This is a genomic window from Nocardia grenadensis, assembly GCF_050942415.1.
In the GTDB taxonomy this organism is placed as follows: Bacteria; Actinomycetota; Actinomycetes; order Mycobacteriales; family Mycobacteriaceae; genus Nocardia; species Nocardia grenadensis.
Genome location: NZ_CP192054.1, coordinates 2,112,393 through 2,124,880 on the forward strand (window position 1 = coordinate 2,112,393; position 12,488 = coordinate 2,124,880).

6 protein-coding genes, 3 rRNA genes and 1 pseudogene are annotated in these 12,488 nt (G+C 63.8%); 8 read left to right on the plus strand and 2 right to left on the minus strand.

What is annotated here, in order from left to right; translation table 11 throughout:
* Positions 1 to 22: 22 nt before the first annotated feature.
* Positions 23 to 787 (minus strand): ABC transporter ATP-binding protein, encoded by a 765-nt coding sequence (locus ACQPYS_RS09525; RefSeq protein ID WP_433492323.1) that lies wholly within the window; start codon positions 785 to 787, stop codon positions 23 to 25.
* A gap of 135 nt (positions 788 to 922) precedes the next feature.
* Between ACQPYS_RS09525 and ACQPYS_RS09530 the strand changes: the two genes are divergently transcribed.
* The 6 genes and pseudogenes from ACQPYS_RS09530 to ACQPYS_RS09555 form a co-directional block, all read left to right on the plus strand.
* Positions 923 to 1,552 (plus strand): DNA-3-methyladenine glycosylase, encoded by a 630-nt coding sequence (locus ACQPYS_RS09530; protein WP_433493007.1) that lies wholly within the window; start codon positions 923 to 925, stop codon positions 1,550 to 1,552.
* Positions 1,553 to 1,681: 129 nt separating this feature from the next.
* Complete coding sequence (tyrS, locus tag ACQPYS_RS09535) at positions 1,682 to 2,971, plus strand: tyrosine--tRNA ligase (RefSeq protein ID WP_433492324.1); 1,290 nt, start codon at positions 1,682 to 1,684, stop codon at positions 2,969 to 2,971.
* Positions 2,972 to 3,499: 528 nt separating this feature from the next.
* Positions 3,500 to 5,016: ribosomal RNA gene (locus ACQPYS_RS09540) — 16S ribosomal RNA — on the plus strand.
* A gap of 328 nt (positions 5,017 to 5,344) precedes the next feature.
* Positions 5,345 to 8,476: ribosomal RNA gene (locus ACQPYS_RS09545) — 23S ribosomal RNA — on the plus strand.
* A 123-nt stretch (positions 8,477 to 8,599) separates the two neighbouring features.
* A 5S ribosomal RNA gene (gene rrf, locus ACQPYS_RS09550) occupies positions 8,600 to 8,716 on the plus strand.
* Together the 16S, 23S and 5S rRNA genes form the textbook arrangement of a ribosomal RNA operon.
* 672 nt (positions 8,717 to 9,388) lie before the next feature.
* Positions 9,389 to 10,342: pseudogene (locus tag ACQPYS_RS09555) on the plus strand (tetratricopeptide repeat protein); the annotation flags it as partial.
* A 10-nt stretch (positions 10,343 to 10,352) separates the two neighbouring features.
* On the opposite strand, the gene ACQPYS_RS09560 reads toward ACQPYS_RS09555, so the two are convergent.
* Positions 10,353 to 10,832 (minus strand): GyrI-like domain-containing protein, encoded by a 480-nt coding sequence (locus tag ACQPYS_RS09560; RefSeq protein WP_433492325.1) that lies wholly within the window; start codon positions 10,830 to 10,832, stop codon positions 10,353 to 10,355.
* A 464-nt stretch (positions 10,833 to 11,296) separates the two neighbouring features.
* On the opposite strand from ACQPYS_RS09560, the gene ACQPYS_RS09565 reads away from it, so the two are divergent.
* Positions 11,297 to 12,193: an HAD-IIA family hydrolase gene (locus ACQPYS_RS09565; RefSeq protein ID WP_433492326.1), complete on the plus strand. Its 897-nt coding sequence runs from the start codon at positions 11,297 to 11,299 to the stop codon at positions 12,191 to 12,193.
* Between the two features lie 13 nt (positions 12,194 to 12,206).
* On the plus strand, positions 12,207 to 12,488 hold the full coding sequence (locus tag ACQPYS_RS09570; RefSeq protein ID WP_063035891.1) for a hypothetical protein: 282 nt from the start codon (positions 12,207 to 12,209) through the stop codon (positions 12,486 to 12,488).

A 12,488-nucleotide genomic window follows, 5' to 3' on the forward strand; every position in this document is an offset into this window, starting at 1 on the left:
GTCGATGCCGCTCGCTGCCCACTCATACCGGAGCTCCCATTGTGATGAGGGTGAGAAACGCCTGTTCCAGGTTCTGTTCACCGGTGCGTTGCCGGAGTTCGTCGGGACTGAGCCGAGCCAGCAGATCGCCTTCGCGCAGGAGCAGTAAGCGGTCGCAGTGCTCGGCCTCGTCCATCACATGACTCGACACCAGCAGCGTTGTCCCGCCGGCCGCCAGTTCCCGGAACTGTTTCCACAGCTCCACCCGCAGCACCGGGTCCAGGCCGACCGTGGGCTCGTCGAGGACGAGCAGCTCCGGCCCGCCCACCAGCGCGCAGGCAAGCGAGGCCCGGGTCTGTTGCCCACCGGACAGTTCGTCGCCCCGCTGTGACTGATGATCGAGCAGTCCGACCGCGCCGAGAGCGGAGTCGACGGCGTCCCGGTCGGCGCCGGAGAGCGCCGCGAAGTAGGCGACATTGTCACGGACGCTGATATCGGCGTAGATGCTCGGCGTCTGGGTTACGTAACCGATCCGCCGCCGCAGCGCCGCGCTGCCCGCGGGCAGTCCGAGCGCGGTGATCTCCCCGGCCGCCACCAGCTGGGTTCCCACGATGCTGCGCAGCAGGGTGGTCTTTCCGCAGCCGGACGGGCCCAGCACCCCGCTGATCGAACCGCGCGGAATGGTCAGCGAAATATTGTGCAGCACTTCGCGTTTGCCGCGCCGAACAGTGAGGTTGCGCACCTCCACCGCGGCGGTCGTGCCGGTATCGGGCATGGTCGGCCCCTGTTCATCGGGTGTTGAATTCATTCCCTGATGAATTATTCGCCGACCCGCGCCCACCCGCAAGACCCGGGCGTGAGTGATCTGTCGCCCCTGCTTTCCTGTGCCCTGGATCTCGACCGGGGATGCCCCCGCGGCGACTGCGGGGCCCGGGCTGCGACAATCCACGCCGTGAGTGCTGAGGAACTGGCAGTTGATCCGCTGACCGCCGCCCAGCGTCTGCTCGGCGCGATTCTGTGGTCGGGCCCGGTCGGTGCCCGCCTTGTCGAGGTCGAGGCATACGGCGGCGATCCGGACGGCCTCTGGCACGATCCGGCAGCCCATTCCGGCCGCGGCCGCACTCCGCGCAACGCGGTGATGTTCGGTCCGCCCGGTCACCTCTACTGTTATCTGAGCTACGGCATGCACACCTGCGTCAACATCATCAGCGGACCGGACGGCGTGGCCGGCGGCGTGCTGCTGCGGGCCGCCGAGATCGTCGCCGGTCACGAGACGGTGCGCGGCCGCCGGCCGGGTGCCCGCACCGAAGCGGACCTGGCCAAGGGCCCGGGCAACCTGGGCAGCGCGCTCGGCATCGGTTTGGCCGACTACGGCACCGATGTCTTCGATCCCGAATCCCCGATCCGGCTGGAACTGGGCCGCCCGATCGATCCGGTGCGGATCTCCGCCGGGCCGCGCGTCGGGGTGAGCAGCGAAGCCGATCGCCCCTGGCGCGTCTGGCTGCCCGGCTCCCCGGCCGTCTCCACCTACCGTCGCAGCCCGCGCGCCCCCCGTATCGACGAATCCGCCTGACCCGGCGGCCCGCCGCCCGGCCACAGCCTGCCGCGGCTCGCCGAGTTCGTCTCCACCACGTCCGCGCAGTGCGGTAACGATGGCCGCACCGGGCGTTATGTGATTGCGGACGTAGGCGAAGATGGAGCCGTGAGCAGCGACATCATCGACGAATTGACCTGGCGCGGGCTGATCGCGCAGTCCACCGACCTCGACGCGCTCCGGGCGGCGCTGGGCTCGGGCCCGCGCAATCTCTATGCCGGTTTCGATCCCACCGCGGCCAGCCTGCACGCCGGTCATCTGGTGCCGCTGCTGGCGCTGAAACGGTTCCAGCGGGCCGGGCACCGGCCGATCGTGCTGGCCGGTGGCGCCACCGGGCTGATCGGTGACCCGCGTGACGTCGGTGAGCGCACGATGAACTCCGCCGATACCGTCGCCGCCTGGGCGGATCGGATTCGTTCGCAACTCGAGCGGTTCGTCGACCTGGACAATTCACCGACCGGCGCGCTGATCGTGAACAACATGGACTGGACCGGCTCGCTGAGTGCGATCGATTTCCTGCGCGATATCGGTAAGCACTTCTCGGTCAACGTGATGCTCGCCCGCGACACCGTCAAACGGCGCCTCGAGGGGGAGGGCATCTCGTACACGGAGTTCAGCTACATGCTGTTGCAGGCCAACGATTACCTGCAGTTGCGCCGCGCACACGACTGCGTCCTGCAGGTCGGTGGCTCGGACCAGTGGGGCAACATCGTCGCCGGCGTGGAGCTGAACCGGCGGGTGGACGGTGCCGCCGTCCACGCGCTGACGGTGCCGCTGGTGACCTCCGCCGACGGTAAGAAGTTCGGTAAGTCCACCGGTGGCGGCAGCCTCTGGCTCGATCCGGAGCTGACCAGTCCCTACGCCTGGTACCAGTACTTCGTGAACACCGCCGATGCCGATGTCGTGCGGTACCTGCGCTGGTTCACCTTCCTGGACCGCGCCGAACTGGCCGATTTGGAACAGGCCACCGCCGAACGGCCACATGCCCGCGAGGCCCAGCGCCGGCTTGCGGCGGAGATGACGACGCTGGTGCACGGAGAAGAGAACACCCGCTCGGTACAGCTGGCGAGTCAGGCACTGTTCGGGCGCGGCGAGCTCCGGGATCTGGACGAACCGACGCTGGCCGCGGCGCTGCGCGAAGCAGCCGTCGACGGGAAGGTCGCCGAAGTCGTCGCCGGCAATGACACGATCGTCGATCTCCTGGTGGCGTCCGGCCTGTGCGAAAGCCGCGGCGCGGCCCGCCGGGCGGTGAACGAGGGGGGCGCCTCGGTCAACAACGAGCGCGTGAAGGACCTCGACTGGGCTCCGGAAACCAGCGATTACCTGCACGGACGGTGGCTCGTACTGCGCCGCGGTAAGCGGAATTTCGCGGGTGTCCGACGGGCTTCCGGAAATTGATCTTGGTGGGCTGGGTCACATTTCGGTGATCCGGCCCGTCGGATCGCCTCTCGGCAAGCCTCTGAACTGGGCAAACGCGCTGCCGAAGTGGCGATTTGACGTAGCGTTCCCCGCCGCGTAACTTATTCAACGTCAGAGCGACACGGACACCGACCAGGGGCCCGGAGCGAGGCGGAAACGCCGAGCCGGAGGGACCAGGGATAACGAGGTAGTACGAGGAGCGCCTGGCATGATCGGCCGAAGAGCGGAGTTTGACTCTGAGCCACTGGCCGGTTAAGCTAGAAAACCTGCCCCATTGAAGCCCTGGCTGAGTCCAGTCGCTGAAATGTGTGCGTGTGTTCTTTGAGAACTCAATAGTGTGTTGATGAATGTCAGTGCCAAATATTTGATTTGGTTTCGGTTCTTCATACCCCCGTGTGGAGGACTGAACATTTAAGTCAGCTAAATTCCAGCTGGCGATTTGTTTTGCTGGGTTTTCGGACTCTGGTTTGTACTTTTGATTGCGCCTTCGGGTGTGATTGTGAGTCTTCAACGGAGAGTTTGATCCTGGCTCAGGACGAACGCTGGCGGCGTGCTTAACACATGCAAGTCGAGCGGTAAGGCCCTTCGGGGTACACGAGCGGCGAACGGGTGAGTAACACGTGGGTGATCTGCCTTGCACTCTGGGATAAGCCTGGGAAACTGGGTCTAATACCGGATATGACCTTCGGTTGCATGACCGGGGGTGGAAAGATTTATCGGTGCAAGATGAGCCCGCGGCCTATCAGCTTGTTGGTGGGGTAATGGCCTACCAAGGCGACGACGGGTAGCCGGCCTGAGAGGGCGACCGGCCACACTGGGACTGAGACACGGCCCAGACTCCTACGGGAGGCAGCAGTGGGGAATATTGCACAATGGGCGGAAGCCTGATGCAGCGACGCCGCGTGAGGGATGACGGCCTTCGGGTTGTAAACCTCTTTCGACTCCGACGAAGCGAGAGTGACGGTAGGAGTATAAGAAGCACCGGCCAACTACGTGCCAGCAGCCGCGGTAATACGTAGGGTGCGAGCGTTGTCCGGAATTACTGGGCGTAAAGAGCTTGTAGGCGGTCTGTCGCGTCATCTGTGAAAACTTGGGGCTCAACCTTAAGCTTGCAGGCGATACGGGCAGACTAGAGTACTTCAGGGGAGACTGGAATTCCTGGTGTAGCGGTGAAATGCGCAGATATCAGGAGGAACACCGGTGGCGAAGGCGGGTCTCTGGGAAGTAACTGACGCTGAGAAGCGAAAGCGTGGGTAGCGAACAGGATTAGATACCCTGGTAGTCCACGCCGTAAACGGTGGGTACTAGGTGTGGGTTTCCTTCCACGGGATCCGTGCCGTAGCTAACGCATTAAGTACCCCGCCTGGGGAGTACGGCCGCAAGGCTAAAACTCAAAGGAATTGACGGGGGCCCGCACAAGCGGCGGAGCATGTGGATTAATTCGATGCAACGCGAAGAACCTTACCTGGGTTTGACATACACCGGAAACCTGCAGAGATGTAGGCCCCCTTGTGGTCGGTGTACAGGTGGTGCATGGCTGTCGTCAGCTCGTGTCGTGAGATGTTGGGTTAAGTCCCGCAACGAGCGCAACCCTTATCTTATGTTGCCAGCGCGTAATGGCGGGGACTCGTGAGAGACTGCCGGGGTCAACTCGGAGGAAGGTGGGGACGACGTCAAGTCATCATGCCCCTTATGTCCAGGGCTTCACACATGCTACAATGGCCGGTACAGAGGGCTGCGATACCGTGAGGTGGAGCGAATCCCTTAAAGCCGGTCTCAGTTCGGATCGGGGTCTGCAACTCGACCCCGTGAAGTTGGAGTCGCTAGTAATCGCAGATCAGCAACGCTGCGGTGAATACGTTCCCGGGCCTTGTACACACCGCCCGTCACGTCATGAAAGTCGGTAACACCCGAAGCCGGTGGCCTAACCCTTGTGGAGGGAGCCGTCGAAGGTGGGATCGGCGATTGGGACGAAGTCGTAACAAGGTAGCCGTACCGGAAGGTGCGGCTGGATCACCTCCTTTCTAAGGAGCATTTCTCCACGGACACCCGAATAGTCGGGATGGTAAACGTCTTGTGGCAGAGGCCATTTCGGAAGCGAATGTTTTCCGATGGTTGCTCATGGGTGGAACGCTGACAATCTCCATCACGTATGGCCGCAGCCGAGTCTGTGGTGCTGGTGGATATATCAACACACTGTTGGGTCCTGAAAGAACAGACGTTCTTTCCAGGCAAAAAATACGATCTGCTCGGATTTTCTGAGATACTGCCGGTTTGGCCGGTGAGTCCTGATGTTCGATTCGAGTGGGTGTGTTGTTTGAGAACTGCACAGTGGACGCGAGCATCTTTGTTTTGTAAGTTTTTAAGAGCGTACGGTGGATGCCTTGGCACCAGGAGCCGATGAAGGACGTAGGAGGCTGCGATAAGCCTCGGGGAGCTGTCAACCGAGCTGTGATCCGAGGGTGTCCGAATGGGGAAACCCAGCACGAGTGATGTCGTGTTACCCGCACCTGAATATATAGGGTGTGTGGAGGGAACGTGGGGAAGTGAAACATCTCAGTACCCACAGGAAGAGAAAACAACATGTGATTCCGTGAGTAGTGGCGAGCGAAAGCGGATGAGGCTAAACCATGCGTGTGTGATAGCCGGCAGGCGTTGCACGTGTGGGGTCGTGGGGCTCACTTTCTTGTCACTGCCGTGGCGAGCAACAGTCAGAAAAGTTCGTGTTAGCTGAATTGGTCTGGGACGGCCAACCGTAGACGGTGAGAGTCCGGTAGGCGAAAACATGTTCTCTGTTGTAGTGGGTGCCCGAGTAGCAGCGGGCCCGTGAAATCTGCTGTGAATCTGCCGGGACCACCCGGTAAGCCTGAATACTCCCTGGTGACCGATAGCGGACTAGTACCGTGAGGGAAAGGTGAAAAGTACCCCGGGAGGGGAGTGAAATAGTACCTGAAACCGTGCGCTTACAATCCGTCAGAGCCTCTGCACAGCTTGCTGTGGGGGGTGATGGCGTGCCTTTTGAAGAATGAGCCTGCGAGTTAGTGGCATGTGGCGAGGTTAACCCGTGTGGGGTAGCCGTAGCGAAAGCGAGTCCGAATAGGGCGTGTGAGTCGCGTGTTCTAGACCCGAAGCGGAGTGATCTACCCATGGCCAGGGTGAAGCGACGGTAAGACGTCGTGGAGGCCCGAACCCACTTAGGTTGAAAACTGAGGGGATGAGCTGTGGGTAGGGGTGAAAGGCCAATCAAACTCCGTGATAGCTGGTTCTCCCCGAAATGCATTTAGGTGCAGCGTCGCGTGTTTCTCACCGGAGGTAGAGCTACTGGATGGTCTAGGGGGCCCACAAGCTTACCGAAATCAGCCAAACTCCGAATGCCGGTGAGTGAGAGCGCGGCAGTGAGACTGCGGGGGATAAGCTTCGTAGTCGAGAGGGAAACAGCCCAGATCGCCGGCTAAGGCCCCTAAGCGTGTACTAAGTGGAAAAGGATGTGGGATTGCGCAGACAGCCAGGAGGTTGGCTTAGAAGCAGCCACCCTTGAAAGAGTGCGTAATAGCTCACTGGTCGAGTGATCCTGCGCCGACAATGTAGCGGGGCTCAAGTACACCGCCGAAGCCGCGGCAGTCGCACAATACATCCACATCGGATTACGGTCTGGTGTGCAGTGGTGTGGCTGGGTAGGGGAGCGTCGTGTAGCCAGGGAAGCAGCGGGGTGACCTAGTTGTGGAGGCTGCGCGAGTGAGAATGCAGGCATGAGTAGCGAAAGACGAGTGAGAAACTCGTCCGCCGAATGACCAAGGGTTCCTGGGCCAGGTTAATCCGCCCAGGGTGAGTCGGGACCTAAGGCGAGGCCGACAGGCGTAGTCGATGGACAACGGGTTGATATTCCCGTACCCGTGTATCCGCGCCCAATGGCGAATCATCTGTGCTAAGTGCCCAAAACCTGATGGACCTCCTTCGGGAGGCCGGATGGGGCTGCGCACGACCCTGGGTGTAGTAGTCAAGCGATGGGGTGACGCAGGAAGGTAGCTGGGCCAGTCAGTGGTTGTACTGGTGTAAGCCTGTAGGGCGTTGTGTAGGCAAATCCGCACAACATACAGCCTGAGAGGTGATGCGTAGCCGATTGAGGCGAATTCAGTGATCCTATGCTGCCGAGAAAAGCCTCTAGTGAGTTGGTACACGGCCCGTACCCCAAACCGACACAGGTGGTCAGGTAGAGAATACTAAGGCGATCGAGAGAACTGTGGTCAAGGAACTCGGCAAAATGCCCCCGTAACTTCGGGAGAAGGGGGGCCCGAGCTGGTGACCGGCTTTACGCCGTGAGCTGGTTTGGGCCGCAGAGACCAGAGAGAAGCGACTGTTTACTAAAAACACAGGTCCGTGCGAAGTCGTAAGACGATGTATACGGACTGACGCCTGCCCGGTGCCGGAAGGTTAAGAGGACCGGTTAGCGCTTCGGCGCGAAGCTGAGAATTTAAGCCCCGGTAAACGGCGGTGGTAACTATAACCATCCTAAGGTAGCGAAATTCCTTGTCGGGTAAGTTCCGACCTGCACGAATGGCGTAACGACTTCTCTGCTGTCTCGACCACAGACTCGGCGAAATTGCATTACGAGTAAAGATGCTCGTTACGCGCGGCAGGACGAAAAGACCCCGGGACCTTCACTATAGCTTGGTATTGGTGTTCGGTACGGTTTGTGTAGGATAGGTGGGAGACTGTGAAACGGGCACGCCAGTGCTCGGTGAGTCGTCGTTGAAATACCACTCTGATCGTATTGGACCTCTAACCTCGGACCATGATCTGGTTCAGGGACAGTGCCTGGTGGGTAGTTTAACTGGGGCGGTTGCCTCCCAAAATGTAACGGAGGCGCCCAAAGGTTCCCTCAGCCTGGTTGGCAATCAGGTGTCGAGTGCAAGTGCACAAGGGAGCTTGACTGTGAGACAGACATGTCGAGCAGGGACGAAAGTCGGGACTAGTGATCCGGCACCGGCAAGTGGAAGCGGTGTCGCTCAACGGATAAAAGGTACCCCGGGGATAACAGGCTGATCTTCCCCAAGAGTCCATATCGACGGGATGGTTTGGCACCTCGATGTCGGCTCGTCGCATCCTGGGGCTGGAGTAGGTCCCAAGGGTTGGGCTGTTCGCCCATTAAAGCGGCACGCGAGCTGGGTTTAGAACGTCGTGAGACAGTTCGGTCTCTATCCGCCGCGCGCGTTGGAAACTTGAGGAAGGCTGTCCCTAGTACGAGAGGACCGGGACGGACGAACCTCTGGTGTGCCAGTTGTCCCGCCAGGGGCACGGCTGGTTGGCTACGTTCGGAAGGGATAACCGCTGAAAGCATCTAAGCGGGAAGCCTGTTCCAAGATGAGGTTTCCCACCACCTAGAGTGGTTAAGGCCCCCTACAGACCATGGGGTTGATAGGCCGGAACTGGAAGCACAGTAATGTGTGGAGGTGACCGGTACTAATAGGCCGAGGGCTTACCAAACGAAGATTGCTACGCGTCCACTGTGCAGTATCTGAAACAACACACAGATACAGAAGACACCACGCAAACCAGGAAACAATACTGGGGAGTGTGGGTGGCTCTCTGTGGATAGTTTCATAGAGTTACGGCGGTTATAGCGGCAGGGAAACGCCCGGTCCCATTCCGAACCCGGAAGCTAAGCCTGCCAGCGCCGATGGTACTGCACTCGACAGGGTGTGGGAGAGTAGGACACCGCCGGAACATACTTTTAAGATAGGGGACCCATTCGTGGGTCCCCTATCTGCGTTTCTGCCTACAGTGATATGGCCCGTAAACTTGGTGTGAGCACAATCCACCATTGTCGGCGGTTCGACCGTATTGCCGTCGCAATCCGTTGATCCAGTCTGGTAACCGAGAGAGGGACCCGCCGTGCCGGAACAGAACAATGGCCGGAAACCGTTCCGGCGCACTTCTTCCGGACCCGACGCCGGCTTCCGGCGCGGCGAGGGCGCCGCTGACGGCAGCCGCTCGGGTGGCGATTCCGGGGGTACGGGAGAAGGCGGCCGTTCGGGTAACCGGGGCGGATTCCGCCGAGACGACGATCGCGGCGATGCCCGCCGCACCCGCGAATCGGATGTCCGGGGCGCGGGACGTGACCGGCCAGGGTCCGGCGGTAGCGGATTCGGTGGTGACCGGCCACGCGGTCCGCAGCGGCCCGATCGATCCGGCCGCGAGGAGCGGACCGGGTCTCCGGGGCAGCGCGACCGCGGTGCCGACCGGTCAGGATTCCGGAGTGAAGGGACACGGTCGAATTGGGAGGACAATCGTTCCCGTGGTTCACGACCGCAGTCGCGTCCGGACGGTGACAAGCGGGAGTACGGCACGCGCGAGCGCGGGGACTTCCGGTCGCAGGGAGGCGCTGCTTCTTTCGGTGATTCGGATCGAGGGCGGGACAATCGCGGCGGCGGACGCGGGGACAGCCGGGGCGGTGGCCGCCCGTCCGAGCAGTCCGCTCGTGGTGCCGATGAGCGTCGTTTCGGTGGACGGGGTGGATCCGACCGGCCCGACCGTGGGGCCGACCGGCCGCGCCGGGACGGGGTGGGACCGGCGGAGAGCGGCAGCGGTCCGGGGTTTTCTCGCGGTGGCGACGCCGGCGGACCCCGGCGCCGGGGCGGTGAGGGTGGGGGCCGTGGGGCCGATCGTCGCCCGCCGCGGCCCGACGAGCCCGATCTGCCCGATGAGGTCCAGGCCGGGGATCTCGATCCTTCGATCCGGCGCGATCTGCTGAGTCTGGACAAAGGCAATGCGGAAACTGTCGCCCGGCATCTGGCGATGGCGGTGCAGGTTCTCGACGACGACCCGCAGCTGGCATTGGCCCATGCGCGGGCCGCGCGGCAACGGGCCGGACGGATCGCCGTCGTGCGGGAGACCGCCGGCGTTATCGCCTATCACGCCGGAGAATGGGCCGAAGCCCTATCCGAGCTGCGTGCGGCGCGGCGGATGGCGGGCGGGTCCGGCTTGCTCGCGGTGATGGCCGACTGCGAACGTGGTCTCGGCCGGCCCGAACGCGCCATCGAGATCGGTCGCAGTGACGAGGGTCGCGCGCTGACCGGTGACGAGGCGATCGAACTGCGGATCGTGGTCGCGGGCGCGCGGATGGACCTCGGCCAGTACGACCAGGCCGTGGTGACCCTGCAGACTCCCGACCTCGACCCGTCCCGCACCGGTTCGGGTCCGGCGCGGCTGTTCTATGCCTACGCCGACGCGCTGGTCGCGGCCGGGCGTACCGATGAGGGACAGACCTGGTTCTTCAACGCGGCCGCCGCGGACCTCGACGGCGAAACCGATGCCGAGGAGCGTGCGGCCGAACTGACCGGCGAGGCCTGATCCGCGGCGGTCAGGACCGGGTGACCGACCAGTTGAGCTCGGTTCGCAGATCGGCCGGGTCCATCTCCGGGTTCGGTTCGGTGAGGTAGACCTCCCAGCGGTCGGCGCCCGGAACCAGGCCCTGTTCGGTGATCCAGCCGTGCAGGCGGTCCCAGGTGACGCCCAGCGCGTCGAACGCGCCATAATGCACCACACGAGCGATCGGGCCGGCCGGGAGCACACCGGGGACGACGTCGCCGTCGAGGCTGATGCGCCGGTCGACGGGGAACCCCACCTCCAGTTCCGTGGCCTCCTCGGAAGCGGCTCCCCACCGGGCGAGAGCCGGGCCGGTGATCAGGGCCTCCTGCGCGGCGAGGGCCGGCGGGAGGATGCCGAACGAGGTGTCGAAGAACGAGATCGTCTGCGCCGGCGCCACCCGGCCGCGCACCACGGCGGTGAGGGTCTCGGCGATCTCGAGCAGTTCGGGTTCGGCTGTGCGTTCGGCAGTCACGGTTCTCCTCGATGCAGTCGTCGGTCGGCCGCGGCAGGTCGGCCTCTCTCCGGTTCCGACGGGTCACGGCGCGGGAATTCATCGGGCGTCCGCACATCGCGTCACCGCGGCCGGACGCGGCGGATGGGAGTCTGCCACCAACGGTGTGGAGATATGGCCGGTACCTGGCCCGGACGCCGGTAGCGACTTGCTCCGTTGCCGAGTTCCACGGCACCTTCGGTGGCTCTCGGCGCGGTCGGGGCGCACTTCTGGCGGCAGCCCTCGAAGTCCAACGAGGCGGCTACCGGCAACCCCATCCATGCCTGCCACCGCTGCGTAAGCGCTATCCGAGAATGCCCGGGTGCGAATATCGCACCGCGCTCCCCGGCCCAGGACGTCGGTCGCCTGTCCATCGGGGTGGCCGGGTGGGCGACGGGAGACGGCTGGGTGTCCGGGGCGTCGGGGACAGGACGTAGGGTCCGGGTGTGCGGGAAGCGAGTGAGACACGGTTGCGGGACAGGTACGAGGCGCTGCTGCTGGATCTGGACGGAACCCTCTACCGGGGCGCCGATGTGATCGACGGTGCGCCCGAGGCGCTGGCGGGCGGGACCCAGCGATCGGTGTATGTCACCAACAACGCGAGCCGGGCGGCCGGCAGTGTGGCGGCCCATCTGGCCGAGCTGGGGTATCCGGCGACGGAGGCGGATGTGGTGACCAGCGCGCAGGCGGCCAGCCGGTTACTCGCCGAGCGGCTGGCGCCCGGCGCCGAGGTGCTGGTCGTCGGTTCCGACGATCTGGCGGCGGAGATCAAGACGTCCGGTCTGCAACCGGTACGCCGGGCGACGGAGACGGTGGCGGCGGTCGTCCAGGGACATTCGCCACAGACGGCCTGGCCGGACCTGGCCGAGGCGGCCTACGCGTTGCGGGCGGGGGCGCTGTGGGTGGCGGCCAATACCGATCGGACGCTGCCGAACGAGCGCGGACTCGCGCCGGGTAACGGCGCGATGGTCGCGGCGCTGCGGGCCGCCACCGATCTGGAACCCGTGGTGGCCGGCAAGCCGTATCCACCGCTGCTCGAAGACGCGCTGATCCGGGCGGAGACACGCGCGGCCCTGGTCGTGGGCGACCGGCTCGACACCGATATCTCCGGTGCGCAAGCCGTGGATCTGGATTCGCTGCTCGTACTGACCGGGGTCAGTACCGCCGACGAACTCATCGGTCTGCCGGAGGCGGACCTGCCGACCTATGTCGCCGACAGTCTGGACGCCCTGCGGCAGCCGCCGGTGCCGGGCCTTGTCGCCCCGGAAGAGGTGCGCGCGCAGCTGCGGGCACACCCGGGCCGGGCGCTGACGGTGCGCGCGCCCCGTTCGGAAATCCGATAGCGTTGAGCTCACGATGACTACCCCGACCCCTCGCCCGAACACTCCCGGCACCGCCCGCTCCGGGCCGCTGCCCGGCCGGCATCTGCCCGGGGCCGCCGGGCACGGTGAACCCGCCGATCCGGACCGGATCCGCGCCGAGGTCCGCGACCTGCTCGCCGAACTCGGGCCGGTGCCGGATACCGGAGGCGCGACCGGGGACGATTCCGTCGGCACCGATCTGGCCCGCCGTGCGCATATCCTGGACCAGGCACACGAAGTGCTGGTACAGGCGCTGGCCACGGTGGACAAGATCTGA